15 protein-coding genes are annotated in these 23,607 nt (G+C 62.1%); 12 read left to right on the top strand and 3 right to left on the bottom strand.

Annotated features, from left to right (window positions below):
- The first annotated feature begins 411 nt into the window (after positions 1-411).
- The 4 genes from N005_RS22480 to N005_RS22465 all read left to right on the top strand — a co-directional run bounded on the left by N005_RS22480 (position 412) and on the right by N005_RS22465 (position 7,881).
- Positions 412-1,899, top strand: coding sequence for a hypothetical protein (locus tag N005_RS22480; RefSeq protein ID WP_047703192.1), 1,488 nt, complete (start codon positions 412-414; stop codon positions 1,897-1,899).
- Positions 1,900-1,995: 96 nt separating this feature from the next.
- Positions 1,996-3,393, top strand: coding sequence for an aminotransferase-like domain-containing protein (locus tag N005_RS22475; protein ID WP_047703191.1), 1,398 nt, complete (start codon positions 1,996-1,998; stop codon positions 3,391-3,393).
- A 90-nt stretch (positions 3,394-3,483) separates the two neighbouring features.
- Positions 3,484-5,130 (top strand): phosphoglucomutase (alpha-D-glucose-1,6-bisphosphate-dependent), encoded by a 1,647-nt coding sequence (pgm, locus tag N005_RS22470; RefSeq protein ID WP_047703190.1) that lies wholly within the window; start codon positions 3,484-3,486, stop codon positions 5,128-5,130.
- 282 nt (positions 5,131-5,412) lie between these two features.
- The gene (locus tag N005_RS22465) at positions 5,413-7,881 is read left to right on the top strand and encodes a UvrD-helicase domain-containing protein (protein WP_047703189.1); all 2,469 of its coding nucleotides are present in this window, start codon (positions 5,413-5,415) and stop codon (positions 7,879-7,881) included.
- 187 nt (positions 7,882-8,068) lie between these two features.
- Here the strand turns inward: N005_RS22465 and N005_RS22460 are convergent, their stop codons facing one another.
- Entirely contained in the window at positions 8,069-8,347 is a 279-nt protein-coding gene (locus N005_RS22460) for a DUF1652 domain-containing protein (protein ID WP_003201764.1), read from the bottom strand.
- Positions 8,348-8,540: 193 nt separating this feature from the next.
- Complete coding sequence (locus N005_RS22455; protein WP_047703188.1) at positions 8,541-9,995, bottom strand: MFS transporter; 1,455 nt, start codon at positions 9,993-9,995, stop codon at positions 8,541-8,543.
- 128 nt (positions 9,996-10,123) lie between these two features.
- Between N005_RS22455 and N005_RS22450 the strand changes: the two genes are divergently transcribed.
- The 8 genes from N005_RS22450 (at position 10,124) to N005_RS22415 (ending at position 23,057) form a co-directional block, all read left to right on the top strand.
- Positions 10,124-11,032, top strand: coding sequence for a LysR family transcriptional regulator (locus N005_RS22450; RefSeq protein ID WP_047703187.1), 909 nt, complete (start codon positions 10,124-10,126; stop codon positions 11,030-11,032).
- 330 nt (positions 11,033-11,362) lie between these two features.
- On the top strand, positions 11,363-12,820 hold the full coding sequence (locus tag N005_RS22445) for a serralysin family metalloprotease (RefSeq protein WP_047703186.1): 1,458 nt from the start codon (positions 11,363-11,365) through the stop codon (positions 12,818-12,820).
- Positions 12,821-12,941: 121 nt separating this feature from the next.
- Positions 12,942-13,364: an AprI/Inh family metalloprotease inhibitor gene (locus N005_RS22440; protein WP_047703185.1), complete on the top strand. Its 423-nt coding sequence runs from the start codon at positions 12,942-12,944 to the stop codon at positions 13,362-13,364.
- A 151-nt stretch (positions 13,365-13,515) separates the two neighbouring features.
- The gene (locus N005_RS22435; RefSeq protein WP_047703184.1) at positions 13,516-15,291 is read left to right on the top strand and encodes a type I secretion system permease/ATPase; all 1,776 of its coding nucleotides are present in this window, start codon (positions 13,516-13,518) and stop codon (positions 15,289-15,291) included.
- Entirely contained in the window at positions 15,288-16,622 is a 1,335-nt protein-coding gene (locus N005_RS22430) for an HlyD family type I secretion periplasmic adaptor subunit (protein WP_047703183.1), read from the top strand. The genes N005_RS22435 and N005_RS22430 overlap by 4 nt, the downstream gene beginning before the upstream one ends.
- 13 nt (positions 16,623-16,635) lie before the next feature.
- Positions 16,636-17,973, top strand: coding sequence for a TolC family outer membrane protein (locus N005_RS22425; RefSeq protein ID WP_047703182.1), 1,338 nt, complete (start codon positions 16,636-16,638; stop codon positions 17,971-17,973).
- A gap of 68 nt (positions 17,974-18,041) precedes the next feature.
- Positions 18,042-21,134, top strand: a complete 3,093-nt coding sequence (locus N005_RS22420; RefSeq protein WP_047703181.1) for an autotransporter serine protease — start codon at positions 18,042-18,044, stop codon at positions 21,132-21,134.
- A gap of 72 nt (positions 21,135-21,206) precedes the next feature.
- Positions 21,207-23,057 carry a polyurethane esterase gene (locus tag N005_RS22415; RefSeq protein ID WP_047703180.1) on the top strand — a complete coding sequence of 617 codons (1,851 nt, stop codon included), beginning with the start codon at positions 21,207-21,209 and terminating at the stop codon, positions 23,055-23,057.
- Between the two features lie 223 nt (positions 23,058-23,280).
- On the opposite strand, the gene N005_RS22410 is transcribed toward N005_RS22415, so the two are convergent.
- Entirely contained in the window at positions 23,281-23,505 is a 225-nt protein-coding gene (locus tag N005_RS22410; protein ID WP_024776392.1) for a YgdI/YgdR family lipoprotein, read from the bottom strand.
- Between the last annotated feature and the right edge of the window lie 102 nt (positions 23,506-23,607).

Below are 23,607 nucleotides of genomic sequence, written 5' to 3'. Positions count from 1 at the left end.
GCTCAATACATGTTTCCAGAAAGGCTTGATCCGTCAATGTCTGTTCAAGAGGCTTCAGGCGTTAATGGAGGCAGAATCTTCTATCGATTATCGGAAAGCCTGTATGAGGCAAGCGGTCAATTAAAGTTCGGCAAGTTCTTTGTTTTGCGTACTCATTGTCTGTGGGACGCTGTCGGAATTCTCCTAGGACGCATCGCGGAATGCGTAGAGCCCAATGAATCTGCGGCTTCCAGGCCATGGCGAAAGGGGTGGTGGTCGATGCTCCATGTATGTGTCAAATAATTACAGCGAGCAAAGCTCGAGCGTATTGCTAATACTCTTCGAAGTAGTGAAATAAGAATTCCAGTCGACACGTCGCGCGATCACGTGGGTGGGCGCGACACTGATATTTGAACTTCCAGGTAAATGGTTATGAGCGCAATTCATGAGCAGGCAATGATTCACGTGTATCAACAGATACTGCAACGGCTGTTGGGTTTTTATTCCCGTGCGGAGCGTACGGCGTTGCAGCTTTTGATCCAGCGTTTGATCGTCGCCGCTGGTGGCATTGAGCGGATTGGTGACTACCGCGTACTGACGGTCATGAACGGGAGCCGGGACAGTTTCTACGTGCTGACGGCCCTGAGGGCCGCGCAATTGAGCATCGCCGGCAGGAATCCAGTGACCTTCGATCTGCGCGTCGCCACGCCGCGGCTGAGTGAGACCACCCAGGCGACCCTGGAAAACATCCATCGCTGCTACAGCGCGCTGTTCGTCTACGACGACCCCCGGGTGGAGCTACTGATGGCGGATGACCGCGAAGTGGTGCCGTTCAATCACCGGCAGCCCTTGTCAGTGGCCGGGCATGAGTCCAACCGCATGGACATGCTGGTCCTGGGCCATCTTCGCTCAGTCGACAGCCCTCTGGAGGTTGGCGATGACGGTTACCTGGCCATGGCGGAGTTCTATCGCCACATGGCGCGCTGGGAGTCGGGAGTGGATTCCCTGGTCAGCAGCGATACGCCACGCCAGCAGAGGCAGTTCATGGCGGGCCTGCGGCGTGCGACCCGCAAGGTCGGCCTGGGTATCGAGACGACCGGCACTTTCGACAATCTCTTTGCGCAGCTCGATACCCTGGGTGACGATCTCTACCGGCATTTCTATGGGCCGCAACGCCTCGGCACATGGAAGCCCGAGGGTCATTTCGAGGCATGCCGGCGAGTAGGGCACATCGGCATCGATGACCTCATCGTCGATCGCTGCGAAGAAATGAACTGGTTGCTGTTCAGTGAGTTCCTGCGGGTACGGACCGATGACCTTATTGCCTCGGCGCCGGAAAACGAATACCTCAGTCCGCTGCTGTCGGCCCATTTGCATGGCCTGCAGGCGGCTTGCCTGCAAGGGCGCAGCTACGAGGCGGGCTACGGGGACTACGTGCAGCGGGCAATCATGATCATGCACCGCAAACAACTGCCGGAACACGTTTGCGAGCAGGCCCGTGAGCTGTTCGGCCCGCCTTCGGCCATCGCCGAGCGCCGTGCCCAGGCCGCCGCCGAGGCGCAAACGAGCCTGGGGCTCAACGAGGCGCAACTGGTGTGCATGCTGTTTGCGCCCTTTGTCGAAAGGGGCGCGGGACTGGAGCATTTTCTGCGTTGTTGCCATCCCGGCATGCTGGTGGCGATGCCGGACCTGCACAAGGCCATGCAGGGCGCGGCAGTCGCCGATCAGGTGGCGCAATGGATGGTCGACGTCAGTGGCTTGTCGATCGACATGCTCGGCAGGCTGTATGAGGCGAGCGTTGCGCAGCCGGAATACGAAAATACCCTGGGAGCCGACTTGCAGCAGGCCGTCGACAGCACCGACGCAGATGCGTCCGGGCACGGCAGCAGTCACCTGCGCGAAGGCTCAGGCAGATATTGAGGGGGGCGGTTTGACGGCTTCACCCACCCTGTCTCCGGCCGCCGCTGCTGGTGTTCCGCTGCGGCCGGTCGCGACCTGTTCAATGGGGCTGAAGCCATGAAGGGCTCGCGGGAAACAGATTTCGCCTACCAGGCGGTCTATCGCTACCTGACGGCCCTGATCAGCGAGTTGGGTAGCGAACCCCGGGTTCGACTGCCGTCGTTACGGCAGCTGGCCGACCGCTTGAACGTGTCGATTTCCACGATCCAGTACGCCTATTCGCTGCTGGAAAAGGAAGGGCGGGTCTACTCGATTGCCAAGTCCGGCTATTACGCGCTGCCAGTGCCCAGCGTGGTTGCGCTGGGCGGCGGCGATGACCTCCTCGAGACGCTCTACGTCAATGCGCGACGACCGGGCATGCTCGTGCTCAGTGCGGACGAGCCGGCGTCGATGCAGCCTCTGGACAGCCCGCTGTTGCTGCTCGAACGCGAACTGCTGCGCCAGTATCCACGGGTATCCCAGATGCCTTCGCAACCCTGGGGCGAGCTGGAACTGCGCGCGGCCCTGGCGGCCCGTTACACTTCTTCGCCCGCCCGCTGCTGGAAGGCCGATGATGTGTACATCGGTGCCGATCTGCGTGGCGTGCTGGAGATCCTGATCGCCGTGCTGGCGCTCAGGGGCGCCACGGTATTGATCGAATCGCCTTGCGACTGGACGATCCTGCGCTTGCTGCAAGCGGCAGATGTCAAGGTGATCGAGCTACCGCTGCTGGCGGACGGCAGCATCAGCCTCGAACAACTGGAGCAACTGCTGCAGAACGAAACCGTGCGCCTGGTGGTGCTGTCGTCGGTGTTGAGCATGCCGAGAGGGACGCTCATTCCCGAAGGCAATCGTCGCGCCGTGGCGGATCTGCTGGGGGCGCACGGTGCCTGGGTGCTGGAGAACGACAGCTACACGGACCTGGTATTCGAATCCGGGGTCGTGCCTTTTCGCGACCTGCTCGACCCGGACCGCCTGATCGTCTATTCCACTTTCGAGAAAACCATCGGCCCGGAAGCGCCTTATGGTTATGTGCTATCGCGTCAGTTGACCCTGCAACTGCAGCGGCACTTCCTGCTACGGGCGTTTCGCCTGTCGCCCATCCGGCAGAAGGCCATTGCCCGCTTGTACAGCAACGGTCGGATCGACCAGCATCTGCTGGTGTTGCGGCGGTTGCTGCGGGAAAGCGCGACTTCGACGACGCAATTGCTGCAGGAGCGGCTCGGCGACAGCCTGCAGTGGGTGGAAGCCCAGGGCGGCGCGACGATCTGGATTCGATCGTCACGACGGGTGGACGTGCGACAGGTCTTCCAGCGCTTGCTGGCCCAGCGCATCGTCATCACCCCTGGCGAACTGTTCAGTATCCAGGGGCTGTATACCCAGCATTTGCGCCTGACGCATGCCTTGAGCGGGGCATCCGACCTGGACACGGCGCTCTGGGCGCTGGCCGATGCGTTGAGGCTTGAGCAATTGTAAAAAGGGCAATGGATCGAACCCATCGCGCCACGGTCGAACTGTCAGTAAACTGCATCCCATTTCCCCAGCCACTCCACCCAGAGGTTTTGCATGACAGTCAGTCCATTTGCGGGCAAGCCGGCACCGGCAGAGTTGTTGATCGATATCCCGCGACTGGTGACGGCCTATTACACCGGCCGGCCCGATGCCTCGGTTGCGACCCAACGTGTGGCTTTCGGTACTTCCGGGCACCGTGGCAGTTCCTTCGACCTGGGGTTCAACGAATGGCATGTACTGGCTATCAGTCAGGCCATCTGCCTGTACCGTGAAGCCCACGGAATCGATGGACCGTTGTTCGTCGGTATCGACACCCATGCGCTCTCCACCCCTGCCGGGGCCAGTGCGCTGGAAGTGCTGGCCGCCAATGGCGTGACCGTGATGATCGCCGAAGGCGACGAGTACACCCCGACGCCGGCGGTTTCCCACGCGATCATCTGCTACAACCGCGGACGCACCACGGGCCTGGCGGACGGTATCGTCATCACGCCGTCCCATAACCCGCCGCAGAGTGGCGGCTACAAGTACAACCCTACCAACGGTGGTCCGGCCGACACCCATATCACCAAGTGGATCGAAGCCAAGGCCAACGAGCTGCTGGCCAACCAGTTGGCCGGCGTCAAGCGCATCAGCTACGAACAGGCCCTGAAGACCGAGACCACTCACCGTCACGACTACCTCAACACCTACGTGGCGGACCTGGTCAATGTCATCGATTTCGATGCCATCCGCGCCGCCGGATTGCGTCTGGGCGTCGATCCGCTGGGCGGAGCAGGGGTACGCTACTGGCCGGCCATTGCCGAACATTACCGCCTCGACCTGGACGTGGTGAATACCCAGGTGGATTCGACGTTCCGCTTCATGACGGTCGACTGGGACGGACAGATCCGCATGGACCCTTCCTCCAGCCATGCCATGCAGGGGCTGATCGGCCTGAAGGAGCGTTTCGACGTGGCTTTCGCCTGCGACCCGGATCATGATCGCCATGGCATCGTGACCCCGTCTGGCGGCCTGTTGGCACCGAACAACTATCTGGCGGTGTCCATCGATTACCTGTTCCAGAATCGTCCGCAATGGCGCGCGGATGCCGGCGTCGGCAAGACGGTGGTGAGCAGCGGGCTGATCGACCGTGTGGCCAAGCGCCTGGGACGTCGGCTCTATGAAGTGCCGGTCGGCTTCAAGTGGTTTGCCGATGGTCTGTTCGACGGTTCCCTGGGGTTCGGCGGTGAGGAAAGCGCCGGTGCTTCGTTCCTGCGCAAGGACGGCGGCGTATGGAGCACCGACAAGGACGGCCTGATCCCGGCGTTGCTGGCAGCTGAAATGACCGCTCGCACCGGTCGCGACCCAAGCCAGGCCTACCGCGCCCTGACGGACGAACTGGGCGAGCCGTTCTCGGTACGCGTCGATGCGAAGGCGACTCCGCAGCAGAAGGCGCTGCTGAGCAAGCTCTCACCGGATCAGGTCGCGTCGACCCAACTGGCCGGCGAGGCGATCCAGAGCATCCTCAGCCATGCGCCGGGCAATGACCAGGCCATCGGCGGTCTGAAGGTGATGACCGAGAACGGCTGGTTCGCGGCGCGTCCATCGGGTACCGAGGACATCTACAAGATCTACGCCGAAAGCTTCATTGGCGACGAGCACCTCAAGCAGTTGGTGAGCGAGGCGCAGACGCTGGTGGATGGTGCTATCAGCGTTAAGTGATGCGTGTGTGGGAGCGAGCTTACCTCGATGGTGGATGTGCTGACGTCATCGCGAGCAGGCTCGCTCCCACAAGTTCTACGGCATACATATAGAGGTCGGTCCGCCGCCAATCCCCTGTGGGAGCGAGCCTGCTCGCGATAGCGGTGGTTCAGACCACAATCATGTCGATGCGACACCACTTTCACTTCATCGCCTAACCCTATGACTTACAAGCTTTTGGGTAGCGCTCTCCGGTAAATACAGACACCATAGGCATGGTTCTGAACACCGGAGTCCCAAAGCGTGCCGCAACACTCTCCCGATCTGCCTCCCGAATTGCTGCCCCTGGCGCAGATGCCGCTGCTCAAGCGCCTGGCTGCCCGTTTCTTTGGCCATGGCCTGACACGTTTGCGCGCCCAGCACCGGGCTTCCTGGCTGCATGGCCAGGCCGATGGCTTCCGCAGCGGACACACCGCCGGTTTCGACTACGGGTTTAAAGAGGGCAAGGCCGAGGGCCTGGAAGAGGGGCGTCAGGTCCTGTTGATCCGCGACTTCCGCAGTACGGAGCACCCGGCGCCCAAAGTGGATGACTTGTTGTTCGACGACTGGCGCCTGCCTCTGACCCCTGAACTCAAGAAGCGCGTGAAGGCCGATGTCGGCCGATTGCTGCCGCCCCATGCACAGCCCAGTGCCGCGCAGTGGAAGATGATTTTCAGCGATACGCCGTCTACCTCAGTGGTGGCGGGAGCGGGTGCGGGCAAGTCCACCACCCTGGTATTGCGCATCGTGCTGTTGTGCCAGTACCTGGGCTTCGAACTGGACTCGATGACCGTGGTGACGTTCACCCGGGAGTCGCGCAAGGACTTCATCCATAAGCTGGTCGAGGTGTTTGCCTTGTGGGGCCGAGCGGTCGGCCTCAAGGAAGCGCGCGATCTGGTGCGAACATTCCATTCGCGCATCTTGCCCATGGTGCGCAGCCTGCCGGGATTCGAGCGGCTCCAGGCTTTCGAAACCCTGAGCCATCGCACCGGGGCGGGTGATGACGACGCCGATGGCAACCCCTTCGACTTGCGCATCAACGACGCTCAGCGTCAGCAGCTCAATGCCTGTTATCACCGTCTCTATCAACGCGACGAGCGCTTCCGTGAACTGATCAAGCCGTTGTCCCGACACGCTTTTCAGCTCAAGGAGCTGGAGCGTGACCACCCTGATGTGCAAAAGCGCGTGGCCGTGACCGAATTGGCCGCCCAGCGCGACGAAGAATTGTGTGATGCCATCGAGGACTTGTGGTTTCGCGCCGGCGCGTGGCCCATCAAGGGGGTCGAGCCCAAGCGTCAGGCATTCGAGATCAACGGTTCTAAATTCCATTGTCATGGTTACATCCCATCCCTGGACGCTTGGGTGATGCTGGGGTTCGATTCGCGGGAGGACGCCCGGCTCAGTCGCCCAGGCGCGCGGTTGAGTCTGCGCGCAGAATGGGCGGTCAAGCGCACCCTGTTTCAAGCTTTCTGTCGTAAGCCGTTGATATGGATTGAAAATTACGAATCATCGAAACGTCTTCTTGCCTCATTGGCTGGAGACGCCAGCGCGGGTCCCGGCTTCGATTACAAGGTCAAGGGAGAGCTGGGTTCGGCGCCATTGCTGGATTGTTTCGTTGCCGCTGCCGGTTTTATCGAGAACCTGGGCCTCGATGTCCCGGATGCCGTAGGACGCATGAGTTTCGCCCAGGATGACCCGGATCGGTATTTTTTCGAAGCGTTGAGCCGCTACTGGCGGGCATTCGAAGACCATCTGCTCGACCAGTCGCCTCCTGTCATGACCTACAACCGCATGTTTGCGCTGTTCAGCGAGCACTCGCCGGAAAACTTCAAGTTATTGGGCGATGCGCTGCTCAGGCCGATGTCACACCTGATGATCGACGAGTTCCAGGACGTTTCCCCGCAGATCGTCTCCTGGCTTCGCGCAAGCCTTCGAGAAGTGCGCCGTCGGGGGCCCGCCATGCATGTGGGGCGCGGCGCGCAACATTCTTCCTTGTTGTGTGTTGGTGACGACTGGCAATCGATCTATGGCTGGCGTGGCAGTTCGCCAAGCTATTTCATGGCGTTCAACCAGCAATTTCCGTCGCCGGCCACGACGCGGGTGATGCTCACTGACAACTACCGCAGTCATCAGCACATCATCGATGCGGCCGAGCATATTGTCCGTCCGGCGGCTGCCATACCCGGTAAAAAAGCCAAGGCCAGCGGCAAAGCCTCGTTGCTGAGTCCGGTCAACGTGCTGGATCGGGACGATGAAGGCCTGGCCCGCCGGTTGGATGAGCATTACCGCAAGGGCGATTCAATATTGATGCTGTATCGAAAAAGTAGCGATAAGTCACTGATAGATAAGTACATTAATCCAACAGTTAATGTGGATTCTAGCTTGCCCTATGAAGCGAGGCGGCTAAAGCAGATGACCTATCACAGCGCCAAGGGGCTCCAGGCTGATGCGGTGTTCTTGCTGGGTGACTGCCAGCATCTGACCCGTTCACCCTACAAGAATCAGGTCTATCGAATGGCCGGGTTGGGCCAGGACGGCGACGCCGAGCCATACGACACGGCGCAACGGGACGAGATCCTGCGCCTCGCCTACGTAGGCATCACCCGTGCTGTGCAGCACTGCTACTGGTACGTCGATGAGCCGGACGGCCAGGCGGCCAATGGCCCCAAGGCTTCGGACCGTATCGACAAGGGCAAGCCGTTCTTCGTTGACCATCGCCGCGCCCGCGGTTGAGTGGGCTGGATGGGTGGTTGCCTGGAGGATCGCTATCGCGAGCAGGCTCGCTCCCACAAGGGTTTGGGTGAACAAAAGCCACCCCGGACCCTGCGGGAGCGAGCCTGCTCGCGATAGCGACGGGACGGCTAGCCACATATTTAGAAACTGCGCCCACAAAAAAGCCCACGACCGTGGGCTTTTTTACTCAGGAGGCGAATCGCCTCAAACCAACCGGTGGTACGAAGGCCTCCAGCTCGGCTTCCACCGCTTCGATTATCCGTTCCACGTCAGGAGCGTTCATCACGGTCGCGCAGGGGATGCCTGCAATCGCGATCATGGTTTCACCGCTGGCACGGTCGAACAACCGGGCGACCATGCTGCCCGGTGCGTCCATACTGGCCTCGAAGCCCATAGGATGGAAATGCCAGCGCATCAGCTGGCAAGCGTTGGGAAACGTAACCTTGCTGAACGATCCTTTATTCATCTGTTGCCCACCTTCTTCATCCAAGCGCTTCCGTTTGCTCTTATCAGGAAGGAAGAGCCCTCATGGCCCTACCAGTGAGAACTAAAAATAGCACCTGATAATGAAAGTCATGTGGCTTTTTTCAGTCCGTTTTGCGATTGGTTCACTTTTTTTGATCTGGATCATGACTTAAAGGCCAGGGCTCAGAATGCCATTACCCTTTTTCCGATGTGGGCTGGTGCTCGTCCAACGGCTCTGGCGCGCGGTATTGCAAGGCGATGAACAGGGCCAGGACCACCATCGATAAAGCGGCGGCGAAGGTGAAATGCAGGCCGTTTGCGACTTCTCCGGGGCTCGCCGCGGAAACACCGTTCGTCGGCAATGCCGATGCGAATACCGCACCGAGCACCGATGCACCGGTAAAGAACCCCAAGTTGCGCGACAGATTGAGCAGCCCGGCAATGACGCCGCGCTTTTGTGCAGCGATATCCGCCATCACCGCGGTGTTGTTGGCGGTCTGGAACAGTGCGTAGCCCAGCGTAGTGATCACGATGGCCATGACATAGCCGCCCATGCCCAACGTCGGTGACAGCAGCGCCAGCGCTGAGCAGCCCAGTACCATGGTCGCCAACCCCGCAAGCCGCATGGGGCGCACGCCGAACCGGTCCGCAAGGCGCCCGGCAGGCACACCGGCCAGTGCGGCAACGCAGGGGCCCACGGCCAGTACCAGCCCCACCAGTGTGGTCGGCAGGCCAAGGCTGATGGACAAGTAGAAAGGCCCTACCAGCAGCGTCGCCATCATGACGGTCGCGACCAATGCACTTGTCGCCAGGCCCGAAACCAGCAGCCGGTCGCGGAACAATGCCAGAGGGATCAGCGGCGACGTCACCCGGCGCTGGCTCAGGACAAACAGTCCGCCGCCAAGGATCGCCATCAGCAACAGGGCGATATTGATTCCGCCAAAATTGCCGCGTCCCAGGGTCATGGCCAATGCATAAGCGCCCAGTGCCGTCGCCAGCAGTACCGTGCCGGTGATATCGAAGCCGGGTCTTTCGGCATTCGCCTGAGGACGACGGATCGGCAAGGAGCGCCAGGCCAACAGCCACGTCAGCAGTCCCAGCGGGACATTGACCAGGAAGATGGCATGCCAGCCGAAGGCGCTGACCAGCGTACCGCCGAGCGAGGGACCAAGGGCGGTGCCCACCGCTGACAGCGTGGCCAGCAAGCCCATGGCGCGACCGGTTCGGTCCTTGTCGACCGTTTCACCGACCAGAGCCATTGTCAGGGCCATCATGACGGCCGCTCCCAGGCCTTGCAGGGTCCGGCCCGCGATCAATAGCCCAAGGGAAGGGGCGAACCCGCAGAGGACGGACGCGAGGGTGAACAGCAGAATCCCGGCCAACAGCAGTTGCCGGCGTCCCACCAGATCCCCCAGGCGCCCGACGCTGACAATCAGCGTGGAGATCGCCAGCAGATAAGCCAGCACCACCCACTGGACCGCCTGGAAGGAAGCGTTGAACGCCTCGGCCAAGGCGGGCAGGCCGACCGTGGCGACGCTGGTGCCCAACGAGGCGAGCAGGGTTGCCAGGGCAAGGCTGGTCAACGCCCAGCGCGACGAGGGGGGCTGGGGAACGCCGGTACTGTCCGGCGGCGTATGGGTTGGTTTCATGCTGTTCTCCGGAGCGGTTCACAAAAACTGACTGTTAGAACAGTACGCTCGGGCATAACATGGCGGAAGACGCAGCATTTGCACTTTATAGCTGCATGGAACGCCACCTATCAGCCCGAGCCCTGACCATGTCCACTCCCGACCTCAATCTGTTGACCACCCTTGACGTGTTGTTGGCAGAAGGCAGCGTCGCCCGCGCGGCACAGCGGCTGCGGCTCAGTCCTTCGGCCATGAGCCGGGCGTTGGCGCGATTACGGGAAACCACCGGCGACCCGCTGTTGGTGCGGGCCGGGCGGGGGCTGGTTGCCACTCCACGTGCCCTGGAACTACGCGAACAGGTCAGTCAACTGGTGCAGGACGCCCAGACGGTGCTGCGTCCGGTCCAGGCCCCGGACCTGCGGCAGTTGAATCGGACCTTTACGCTGCGCACCCGGGAAGGGTTCGTGGAAAACTTCGGCATCGACCTGATTGCCCGCATCGGGGAAGAGGCCCCCGGTATCCGGATGCGCTTCGTGGACAAGGCTGACAAGAGCAGTACGGCGCTGCGCGAGGGGACAGTGGACCTGGAAACCGCCGTCGTGGACAAGGACACCCGTCCGGAGCTGCGCACCCAGGCATTGTTCATCGACCGTTTCATCGGCGTGGTACGCCAGGGGCACCCGCTGGCTCAGGCCGGGATAAGCGCCGCTGCTTATGCGGCGGGCGGGCACATCGACGTCGCCTTGCGCGACCTCGACCATGGTCCCGTCGACCGGGTATTGACGTCCTTGGGCCTGACGCGCGAGATCATCATCACCGTCCCGGGTTTTTCCACGGCGCTGGGGTTGGCCCGGTCCAGTGACCTGATCGCCAGCGTGCCCGAACGCTATACCACTCGCCTGCGGGCAGGCCTGCACAGCTTTGCGCTGCCGTTCCCGGTGCCGGAGTTCACGATTGCCATGCTCTGGCATCCAAGAATGGACGCCGATCCGGTGCACCGCTGGTTGCGTGGTTGTCTACGGGAGGTCTGCGGGCGTAAAACCGGACAGGGCATATAGGCCACTAGTTCATATTAATTAATAGCATTTCACTGGCACTTAGTTGCTGAAAGTGTCCTGATCGAGATAGGACGATATTTAATATTTAAATAGGGTTTTGTCCGACAATTCTTGGACGCGGGGCTGTACTGCCTGCATTAACGGGGCGAGCGCCGAGTGCTCGGCGTGTGGTTGGAGTTATTGTTCATATGCGTCGAAAAAATTGCTAGACGTTTGATTTCGAATTGTGTCAGTTTTCCTGCGTCCTCAATTGGGCGAGTGATAGGACGATCTCGCCAGAGATTGTCTGTCTGACAAAAACTGTTCCATTGCAAACAAGGAAGTGTGTTTATGTCGAAAGTCAAAACCAGCACTATCGATTCAGCCGAACAACTCCTCTGGGCAGCGCAATCATTGGCTGCGCCCAGTAATGCATTCAACCAGATCAATAGTTTCAGCCATCAATATGACCGTGGTGGCAATCTCACAGTCAATGGTAAACCCTCGTACTCGGTGGACGAGGCGGCGACTCAGTTGTTACGCGACGGCGCGGCGTATCAGGACCGGGACGGCAGCGGCAAGATCGAGCTGACCTATACCTTCCTCACCTCCGCATCCTCCAGCACCATGAACAAGCACGGGATCAGCGGCTTCAGCCAGTTCAGCGCCCAGCAGAAAGGCCAGGCGGCGCTGGCCATGCAATCCTGGGCGGACGTGGCCAATGTCACTTTTACCGAGAAGAGCAGCGGTGGCGACGGGCACATGACCTTCGGCAACTACAGCGGCGGCCAGGACGGCGCAGCGGCGTTCGCCTACCTGCCGGGGACCGGCGCCGGCTATGACGGGACGTCCTGGTACCTGATCAACAGCAGCTACACCCAGAACAAGAACCCGGACCTTAACAATTATGGCCGGCAGACCCTGACCCATGAAATCGGCCACACCCTGGGCCTGGCGCACCCTGGCGACTACAACGCCGGCGAAGGCAGCCCGACTTACGATGACGCCACCTACGGCCAGGACACCCGTGGCTACAGCGTCATGAGCTACTGGAGCGAAAGCAACACCGACCAGAACTTCAGCAAGGGCGGCGTCGAAGCCTATTCCTCGGGCCCTCTGATGGACGACATTGCGGCGATCCAGAAGCTCTATGGCGCCAACATGGGCACCCGTACCGGTGATACCACCTACGGTTTCAATTCCAACGCCGGTCGTGACTTCCTCAGTGCGTCTTCCTCGTCGGACAAGGTGGTGTTCTCGGTCTGGGACGCGGGCGGTCGCGATACCCTGGACTTCTCCGGCTTCACCCAGAACCAGAAGATAAACCTCAATGACGCCTCGTTCTCGGACGTTGGCGGCATGGTGGGCAACGTGTCCATCGCCCAAGGCGCCACCATCGAAAATGCCATCGGCGGATCGGGCAGCGATTTGCTGATCGGTAACGAAGTGGCCAACGAGCTCAAGGGCGGCGCCGGCAATGACATTCTCTGGGGCGGCGGCGGTGCGGACAAGCTGTCGGGCGGTTCCGGGGCCGACACCTTCGTGTTCGCTGCGAGTTCAGACTCGCGGCCGGGTGCCACGGACCAGATCCTCGATTTCGTCAGCGGCCTGGACAAGATCGACCTGACCGGTATCACCAACGGCGCGGGCCTGCACTTCGTGAATGCGTTCACCGGTGCGGCGGGCGATGCGGTGCTGTCGACATCGGGCGGCAACAGCCTGTTGTCGGTGGACTTCTCCGGGCATGGCGTGGCCGATTTCCTGGTCAGTACCGTCGGCCAGGCTGCGGTTTCGGACATCGTGGCTTGATGTCCGCATGACTCACTGAGGTGAGGGGCTTTTCCCATCAACAAGGGGACTGCTTCGCAGCCCAGCGGGAGCAAGCTCCCTCGCCACAGACGCATTCCAACCCTTTCAGCGAGTAAAGATCATGCCCCGCAGTCTTCCGGCAGCCGCCTGGTTACTCGTTATGCTGATGTCGTTTTCTGGAGAAGTCGCCATGGCGCGCAGCCTGTTGTTAGCAGAACCCTCGCAGTTGGCCGGTCAGTGGCGTGCCGTTCTGGCAGGCCCGCAGGACGATGCACAAACCCAGGCCCTGCAAGACAAACCGTCGAATATCTGCGTCATCGAACTCAAGGCGGACCAGACCGTGGGTGGACAAACCGATTGCCTGGGTCACTGGCTCGGGGATGAGCCGGTGCATTGGTTTCCGGAGCCCGATGGTCTTTCGCTGCTTGGTAAGCAAGATGCCCGAGTTCATCTGGGGCTGCGCCAGGGCCAGCATTATCAAGTCAATTTGAAGTCCGGATTGAGCGTTACGCTCGAGCGCGATATCCGAGAGAGCGCGCGTTAACGTATTCGTAAGACCTGGGCCTGTTTACCCGTATCCAAGCGCGTTTGTTCGATCAAGCGCGCACTTTGGTGGTTCAGATTCAACTAAATAAAAGATTGGCAAGTTCAAGAGTTTGCCAACTCTGTGGCGAAGCCAAGAGCAGGGAAGAATAATGAAGAGGGCAAAGACCGTCGCCACTGTATCGCTGTTCAAGGCGCTGGGCGATTATAAAAATATCCTGCTCAGTGTCGGTTGTTTTACCGCACTGATTAACGTCCTGATGCTGGCGCCTTCCATCTACATGCTCCAGGTATATGACCGGGGATTGTCATCGCAGAACGAAACCACCCTGGTGATGCTGTCGTTGATGGTGGTGGGGTTTTTTGTCTTCATCGGGCTGTTGGAAATGGTGCGCAGCTTCATCGTCATCCGCATCGGCAGCCAATTGGAAAGGCGTTTCAACCTTCAGGTCTACAAGGCCGCGTTCGAGCGCAACCTGCTCCAGGGCGAAGGCAATGCCGGGCAATCCCTGGGCGACTTGACCCATCTGCGCCAGTTCGTCACCGGCCCGGCGCTGTTCGCCTTCTTCGATGCCCCCTGGTTCCCGGTCTATCTGCTGGTGATCTACCTGTTCAATGTCTGGCTGGGCGTGTTCGCCAGCGTCGGCACGCTGCTGCTCATCGGCCTGGCATGCCTGAACGAGGCCATGACCCGCAAACCATTGGCACAGGCCAGCGGCTACTCGCAACAGTCCAGTCAGTTGGCCACCAGCCACCTGCACAACGCTGAATCGATCCAGGCCATGGGCATGCTCGATGCGTTGCGCAACCGCTGGTTTGCCGTGCATTCGCGTTTTCTCGGCCTGCAGAACCAGGCCAGCGACACCGGTGCGGTCATCAGCGCCTTCAGCAAGGCCCTGCGCCTGTGTCTGCAATCGCTGGTCCTGGGGCTGGGGGCGCTGCTGGTGATCAAGGGCGACATGACGGCCGGGATGATGATTGCTGGGTCGATCCTGATGGGCCGGGTATTGAGTCCCATCGATCAATTGATTGCCGTGTGGAAGCAGTGGAGCGGCGCGAAACTGGCGTACCGCCGTCTCGACGCGCTGTTGCAGGCCTATCCACCCCAGGACGATGCGATGCCGCTGCCACCGCCCAAGGGCCAGGTGAGCTTCGAGCAGGTCAGCGCCGGCCCCCCGGGGCGGCGTCAAGCGACGTTGCATCAAGTGAGTTTCAGTCTCGCAGCCGGCGAAGTGCTTGGCGTCCTGGGGGCCTCGGGCTCCGGCAAGTCCACCCTGGCCCGTGTGCTGGTGGGTGTGTGGCCGATCCTCGGTGGCGCGGTGCGGCTGGACGGGGCCGATATCCATCGCTGGAACCGAGACCAACTCGGCCCGTTTATCGGCTATCTGCCCCAGGACATCGAGCTGTTCAGCGGCAGCATCGCCGAGAACATCGCCCGCTTTCGCGAGGCCGACCCGCAGAAAGTCGTCGCTGCCGCGCAGCAGGCCGGGGTGCATGAACTGATCCTGCGCATGCCCCAAGGCTACGACACGGTACTGGGAGAGGACGGTTGCGGCTTGTCCGGCGGGCAGAAACAACGGGTCGCCCTGGCCCGGGCCCTGTATGACCGGCCGAGCCTGGTGGTGCTCGATGAGCCCAATTCCAACCTGGACACCGTCGGCGAGGCGGCGCTGGCCAGTGCCATCGCGCAGCTGAAAGCCCAGGGCACCAGCGTCGTGCTGGTGACACACCGCTCCTCGGCACTGGCCCAGGCCGACAAGTTGCTGGTGCTCAACGACGGCCGGCTGCAAGCGTTCGGACCGAGCCAGAAAGTGCTGCGAGCGCTATCCGGCCAGTCGGAAACCCCGCGGGACAAACCGCAGCCGACGCCCAACGGCTTGAGCATGAGCCGTCAGTACCAGGCCGCCGGCAAGCCCGGCAACGCATGAGCAAGGATCGCGACATGAACCTCGAACACACTCGACTCCCCGAGCGTCCCGAACGTGACGCCGGTTTCTTCATGCGCATGGGCTGGGCCCTGGCGATCCTGGGTGCCGGCAGCTTTTTCACCTGGGCCAGCCTCGCCCCGTTGGACCAGGGCATTCCCGTGCAGGGCACGGTGGTGGTTTCCGGCAAGCGCAAGGCCGTGCAATCGATGAGCGGCGGCATGGTCAGCCGGATCCTGGTGCGCGAAGGCGAAGCGGTCAAGCAAGGTCAACCGTTGTTTCGCCTGGATCAGACCCAGGCCGCGGCGGATGTGCAATCGCTGCAAGCCCAGTATCGGATGGCCTGGGCCAGCCTGGCGCGCTGGCAAAGCGAGCGGGACAACCTGGCGCAAGTGAGTTTCCCGAGCGCGCTGAGCCAGGACCCGGACCCTCGCCTGGCATTGGTGCTCGAAGGCCAGCGACAACTGTTCAGCAGCCGCCGCGAAGCCTTCGCCCGGGAGCAGGCCGCGTTGCGCGCCAGCATCGACGGCGCCACCGCGCAACTGGCGGGGATGCGCCGGGCCCGTGGCGACCTGACCGCCCAGGCCGAGTCCCTGCGCCTGCAACTGGGCAATCTGCAGCCCTTGGCGGATAACGGCTATATCCCGCGCAACCGCCTGCTGGATTATCAACGGCAACTGTCCCAGGTGCAGCAGGAGCTGGCGCAGAACAGCGGCGAAAGCGGCCGGGTGGAGCAGGGGATCATCGAATCCCGGTTGAAGCTGCAGCAACACAGCGAGGAATACCAGAAGGAAGTCCGCAGCCAGTTGGCCGAGGCCCAGCTCAAGAGCGAAACCCTGCAACAGCAGCTCACGTCGGCTGGCTTCGAGCTGCAACACAGCGAGATCCTCGCCACCGCCGATGGCATCGCCGTCAACCTCGGGGTGCACACCGAGGGCGCAGTGGTACGCCAGGGCGACACCTTGCTGGAGATCGTGCCCCAAGGCACCCGGCTGGAGGTGGAAGGGCACCTGCCGGTGAACCTGATCGACAAGGTCGGTATCCATCTGCCGGTGGACATTTTGTTTACCGCCTTCAACCAGAGCCGCACGCCGAGGGTGGCGGGTGAGGTCAGTCTGGTGTCCGCCGACCAGATGGTCGATGAAAAAACCGGTACGCCGTACTACGTGCTGCGCAGCAGCGTGGGCGATGCGGCGCTGGAAAAGCTCAATGGCCTGGTGATCAAGCCCGGGATGCCGGCGGAAATGTTCGTGCGCACCGGCGAGCGCTCGCTGCTCAACTACCTGTTCAAACCGCTGCTCGACCGGGCCGGCTCTGCGTTGACCGAGGAATAAGGATGTCCGGTGTATGAAGTGTCTCTACGGGTTGGCATTGCTGGCCGTTTCTATCTGCAACCCTGCCTGGGCCATGGGGCCGTTCGAGTTCTACGAACAGGCCCTGCGCAACGACCCGGTCTATCTTGGAGCGATCAAGGAACGCGACGCGGGCCTGGAAAACCGAGCCATCGGCCGCGCCGGGCTGCTGCCGCACCTGGGTTACAGCTACAACAAGGGCCGCAACCAGTCCAAGGTCACCTACCTCAATGACCGTGGTGGCAGCCAGCATGACGACCGCAACTACAGCAGTTACGGCTCCAGCTTGACCCTGCAACAGCCGCTGCTGGATTACGAGGCCTACGCGGCCTATCGCAAGGGCGTGGCGCAGGCGTTGTTCGCCGATGAAAACTTCCGCGGCAAGAGCCAGGAATTGCTGGTGCGGGTGCTGAGCAATTACACCCAGGCGCTGTTCGCCCAGGACCAGATCGACATTGCCCAGGCCAAGAAAAAGGCTTTCGAACAGCAGTTCCGCCAGAACGAGCATCTGTTCCGCCAGGGCGAAGGCACCCGCACCGATATCCTCGAGGCCGAGTCGCGCTACGAGTTGGCCACCGCCGAAGAGATCGAAGCGCACAACGAACAGGATGCTTCCCTGCGGGAGCTCGGTTCGTTGATCGGCGTGCCGACCCTGGCCATCGGCGACCTGGCGCCGCTGAATGAAAGCTTCCAGACCTTCGCCTTGCAGCCCGCCAGTTTTGACACCTGGCACGAACTGGCCGTGAGCAACAACCCCAGCCTGGCCTCCCAGCGCCAGGCCGTGGACGTCGCGCGCTACGAGGTGGAGCGCAACCGCGCCGGGCATCTGCCCAAGGTCAGCGCTTACGCGACGATGCGCCAGAACGAGTCGGAAAGCGGCAACACCTACAACCAGCGCTACGACACCAACACCATTGGCCTGGAAGTCAGCGTGCCGTTGTATGCCGGCGGTGGCGTGTCGGCTTCGACCCGCCAGGCCAGCCGCACCATGGAACAGGCCGAATACGAGCTGGACGCCAAGACCCGGGAAACCCTGATCGAACTGCGCCGGCAGTTCAGCGCCTGCGTGTCGGGGGTGAACAAGCTGCGGGCCTACCAGAAAGCCCTGGCCTCTGCCGAAGCGCTGGTGGTGTCGACCCGGCAAAGCATTCTGGGGGGTGAGCGGGTCAACCTCGACGCGCTCAACGCCGAGCAACAGCTCTACACCACCCGCCGCGACCTCGCCCAGGCCCGCTACGACTACCTCATGGCCTGGGTCAAATTGCATTACTACGCCGGCACATTGGGGGAGCAGGACCTGGCGAAGGTGGATGAGGCATTTGTAACCCGCTGATCCATCGGCCGGGCAGCCCCCAAGGGACAGGAAAGCCACAGGACTTTTGCAACAACTAAGGATGGTTCATGAAAATCGATAACAACAAGCAACCCGGAAAAACACGCAGCCTGTTTCTCCTAAAGACCTTGAATCACGCCGTGCTCTGCGCAGTCGCAACCCTGGGCTCGGCCCAGGCGGCGCCTTATGTCGAGGGCGGCAGGTCCGGGGACCCGGACAGTTGGCGCAGCGCCGAATTCAACGCCGAATGGGGGCTGGGCGCGATCAATGCGCAGCAGGCCTATGCCGCCGGTTACACCGGGAAGGGCGTCAAGCTGGGGATCTTCGACCAACCGGTCTACGCCGCGCATCCGGAGTTTTCCGGCGCCAATAAAGTCGTGACCCTGGTCACCAGCGGCATCCGCGAATACACCGACCCCTACATTCCGGTGAAGGCCGGTGACCCGTTCCGCTACGATGGCTCACCCACGGTGGGCTCCGACGGCAAGCTGGGCTCCCATGGCACCCATGTCGGCGGGATCGCCGCCGGCAGCCGTGACGGTAGCCCGATGCACGGCGTGGCGTTCGACGCGCAGATCATCAGCGCCGACAACGGCGACCCCGGTCCGGAGGACGGCATCATCCTCGGTAACGACGGTGCGGTTTACAAAGCCGGTTGGGATGCGCTGATCGCCAGCGGCGCGCGGATCATCAACAACAGTTGGGGCATCGGCATCACCGACCGCTTCGACCAGGGCGGCCGGGACCCGGCCTTCCCGCACTTTACTGTGCAGGACGCGCAACTGCAGTTCGACCAGATCCAGCCGTTGCTGGGCACCCGGCCGGGCGGCGCCTACGAAGGCGCCATCGCCGCCGCCCGCAGTGGTATCGTGACCATTTTCGCCGCCGGCAACGACTACAACCTCAACAACCCCGATGCCATCGCGGGCCTGGCGTATTTCGTGCCGGACATCGCGCCGAACTGGCTCACGGTCGCCGCCCTGCAGGTCAACCCCGACACCAGCAGTCCCGATCCCTACACCATCAGCACGTTCTCGTCGCGCTGTGGCTATACCGCCAGTTTCTGCGTATCGGCACCGGGCACCCGGGTCTACAGCGCTGTGATCGGCGGCACCAGCGCCGATGACCTGACGGTGGGCTACGGCAACAAAAGCGGTACCTCCATGGCCGCGCCCCATGTCGCCGGCAGTGTGGCAGTGTTGATGGAGCGCTTCCCGTACATGACCGGTGACCAGGTCGCCAGCGTGCTGCGTACCACGGCCACCGACATGGGCACCCCTGGCGTCGATTCGCTGTATGGCTGGGGCATGATCAACCTGGGCAAGGCCATCGACGGTCCGGCGATGCTGGTGACCGAGCAGGACATTCCCGTGGAATTCCGCGTCGACGGTGCCTACGGTTCCGGGCAGTTCGTGGCGGACTTGCCGGGCGTCGGTGCGATCGTCGATGCCGGCAAACCCACGGAACGGGTGTGCAGCGGAATCCAGTGCGGGCTGGATGTGTGGCGCAACGACATAGCCGGTCACGGTGGCCTGACCAAGGAGGGCATCGGCACCTTGATACTCACCGGTGACAACACCTACAGCGGGCCGACCCTGGTCAACGAGGGGCGCCTGGCAATCAACGGTTCACTGGCGTCGGTCGTGACCGTCAATGACGGCGGGGTACTGGGCGGGAACGGACGCATCGCCAGCCTCACCGCCAACCAAGGCGGTAGCGTGGCGCCGGGCAACTCCATCGGCACGTTGCAGGTGGCCGGGGATGTGACCTTCCAACCGGGCTCGACCTACGCGGTGGAAGTGTCGCCGACCTCCAGCGACCAGATCATTGCCGGCGGCAAGGCCACGGTCGACGGCGCGACAGTGGCCTTGTCTCTGGAAAACAGCCCGACGCTGCTGGCCGCCAGCGGAGTGAGCAACCTGCTGGGGCGTCAGCTCGACATCCTGCAGGCGGCTGGCGGCATCGACGGGCGTTTTGGCGAGGTGCTGCCCAACTATGCGTTCCTGGGGGGCAACCTGGGGTACTCCGCCAGCGGCGTTCAACTGACGGTGGCGCGCAACGCGGCATCGTTCAGCAGCCTCGGCTTGACCCCCAACCAGCGTTCCGTAGCGTCCGCGGCTGAGCAATTGGGCGCCGGCAACGCCCTCTACGAAACCTTGCTGTTGTCATCCAGCACTGCGGTGGCGCAGCAGGCGTTCCAGCAATTGTCCGGCGAGATCCACCCGGCCATCGGCACGTTGTTGATCAACCACAGCCGTTACCTGCGAGACGCCGTGGGTGATCGCCTGCGCCAGGACGCGCTGTACGACGCCAATACGCCAACCGACGTCGACAGCAATCTCTGGGTCAAGGCGCTCGGCGCCTGGGGCAAAAGCGACGGGGGGCATGACAACGCCAGCTCCAACAGCTCCATCGGTGGGCTGCTGATCGGTGGCGACGGCTTGATCAGCGAACGGACACGACTGGGCTTCGTCACCGGATACAGCGACAGTTCATTGAGCATGGGGGATGGCACGCATTCGTCGGCCGAGGTCGACAGCTATCACCTGGGGGCCTACCTGGGGCATGAGATCGACGCACTGCGCCTGACCGTCGGCGGCGCCTACAGCTGGCATCGCATCGACGCCAAACGTGAGTTGCAGTGGGCCGAGGTCAGTGGCCGGGAGAAAACCAAGCGCGATGCGCGCACCGGCCAGGTCTTCACCGAAGCGGCCTATCGCCTCGACCTGCAACCCGTGGCCCTGGAGCCGTTCGCCAATCTGGCCTATGTGCACCTGGACAGCGACAGCTTCCATGAGAAAGGTGACAGCGCAGCCCTGCACGGTGGCGATGACCGTCGCGATGCGCTGCTGTCGACCCTGGGCGTGCGGGCCAGCCACAGCCTGGCGCTGTCTCGGACCCAGCAACTGCAACTCTCCGGCTCCCTGGGCTGGCAGCACAACTTGAGCAATACCCGTTCCGAACAGGACCTGGCGTTTACCGGCAGCACAGACACCTTCGCGGTGCAGAGCGTGTCCATGGACCGCAACGCCGCGGTGATCGGCGCTCGGGCCGGGCTCGCAGTGGCCAGGGATGTGCGCGTCAACCTGGACTACAACGGCGTGCTCGGTACCCGGGATAAAAGCCACGGCGTCGGATTGACCCTGGACTGGCAATTCTGAGCCGAGGAGAAACGGCCGGTTGGACCCTTCACTTTGCACCTATTCCAACAACAAAAAGAGAGGCAGCAACACATGGGTATCTACGACTACAAAAACCTCGGCACCACCGAGTCCAAGGCATTGGTCAGCGATGCGATGGCGATCATGCTGTATTCCTACCATAACCTCGACAACGGCTTCGCTTCCGGCTACCAGCACAATGGCTTCGGTGCCGGTCTGCCGGCGACCCTGGTCACGGCGCTGCTGGGCGGCACCGATTCCCAGGGAGTGATTCCCGGCGTGCCGTGGAATCCCGACTCGGAAAAGCTTGCCCTCGAAGCGCTGCAAAAGGCCGGTTGGACCCCCATCAGCGCCTCGCAACTGGGCTATGCCGGCAAGGTGGATGGTCGCGGAACGTTCTTTGGCGAGAAGGCCGGCTACACCACCGCGCAAGTGGAGATCCTTGGCAAGTACGACGCCGAGGGGCATCTGCAGGAAATCGGCGTGTCGTTTCGTGGTACCAGCGGCCCCCGGGAAAACCTGATCACCGACTCCATCGGCGATGTGATCAACGACTTGATGGCCGCCCTGGGGCCCAAGGACTATGCGAAAAACTACGCCGGTGAAGCCTTCGGCAACCTGCTTGGGGATGTCGCCAGGTTTGCCCAGGCCCACGGCCTGACGGGCAAGGACGTGCAGGTCAGCGGTCACAGCCTGGGCGGGTTGGCGGTCAACAGCATGGCAGACTTGAGCGCGGACAAGTGGTCGGGGTTCTACAACAGCGCCAACTACATTGCCTATGCCTCACCGACACAGAGCGGCACCGACAAAGTGCTGAACATCGGCTATGAAAACGACCCGGTCTTCCGGGCGCTGGACGGCTCGACGTTCAACCTGGCGTCGGTGGGCGTGCATGATGCGCCACAGGAATCGGCCACCAACAACATCGTCAGCTTCAACGACCACTACGCTTCGACGGCCTGGAACGTGTTGCCGTTTTCCATCCTCAACATTCCCACCTGGATTTCCCACCTGCCCACCGGTTATGGCGATGGCATGGGACGGATCATGGGGTCGGCGTTCTACGACCTGACCGAAAAAGACTCCACCATCATCGTCGCCAACCTGTCGGACCCGGCCCGGGGCAATACCTGGGTGCAGGACCTCAATCGCAACGCCGACGCCCATACCGGCAGCACCTTCATCATTGGCAGCGACCAGGCCGATCTGATCCAGGGCGGCCAAGGCAACGATTACCTGGAAGGCCGCGCCGGCAACGATACGTTCCGCGACGGCGGTGGCTATAACGTGATCCTGGGCGGGCAGGGCACCAACAGTCTGCAGTTGCAGCAGTCGGTGAAGGATTTCAGCTTCGCCCATGACGGGGCCGGCACGCTGTACGTGCGTGATGCCCACGGCGCGATCAGCATCACTCGCGACATCGGTACGCTGGTCAGCCAGGAGCCCGGAGCGCTCTGGGGAATGCTCAAGAATGAGGTGAGCCACAGCGTCACCGCCAACGGCCTGTTGACCGGGGGCAACCTGACCGCGTATGCCTCATCGGCCAACGGCAGCGCGGCTGACGATACCCTGGTGGCGCGGGCGACGGGCGACTGGCTGTTCGGCCTGGAGGGTAACGACCGGTTGGTCGGCGGTGCCGGGAACGACACCTTCGTCGGTGGTTCGGGCAATGACGTGATGCAATCGGGCGGTGGCAACGACACCTTCATCTTCAACGGCGCGTTCGGCCAGGACCGGATCAGCGGTTACGACGGGGGGGACACCTTGGTGTTCATCGGCGTACAGGGAGCCGGGGCGGGTTACGACTACAGCCAGCACCTGTCGCAGGTGGGCGCCGACACGTTGCTCACGGTGGGCGACAGTTCGGTGACTTTGGTGGGGGTAGGGCTGGGGCAGGTTGGGGAGAACATGGTGTTCGCCTGATGCCTCTGTGGGAACCGAGCTTGCTCGCGATAGCGGTGGACCTGCCTGCATCGATGTTGAATGTGCCGCCATCGCGAGCAGGCTCGCTCCCACATTGTCCGGCGGTGACCGTGATTCTGTGATCACCGCAGATCCCCTGTGGGAGCCGAGTGGGAGCGAGCCTGCTCGCGATGGCGGCCGTGCGGTCGCAAAATGTGTCGGCTGACACTCGCCCACAGAGGGTTCAGTCTTCCTTGCGAATCGTCGCCACGTCGTCGGCGCGCACCCGGACTTTCTTGCCGGCAATGTCTTCGAACTCGTAGAAACCGTCGGACGTGCGGGTGTTGGGGGTGTCCTTGGTCAAATACTGGGTACCGTTCTGCAAGGTCACGACGGTCGGCGTCGAGCAACCGGCCAGCGCCAGGAACGCTGCGGCAGCCAAAGGCAGGCCCAGAAATCTGATGTTCATATCCATACCTCTCGATCAAAAGGACGCAGCTCATCCGGCTGCGCCATCACTGTAATCAACCGCCATTGGTCCTGCTTACTGTAGGAAAGTTCATCGTCTACC

Source organism: Pseudomonas mediterranea CFBP 5447 (genome assembly GCF_000774145.1).
In the GTDB taxonomy this organism is placed as follows: Bacteria; Pseudomonadota; Gammaproteobacteria; order Pseudomonadales; family Pseudomonadaceae; genus Aquipseudomonas; species Aquipseudomonas mediterranea.
Note: the sequence above shows the minus strand (reverse complement) of the source record. Positions and strands in the feature narration are given on the sequence as shown.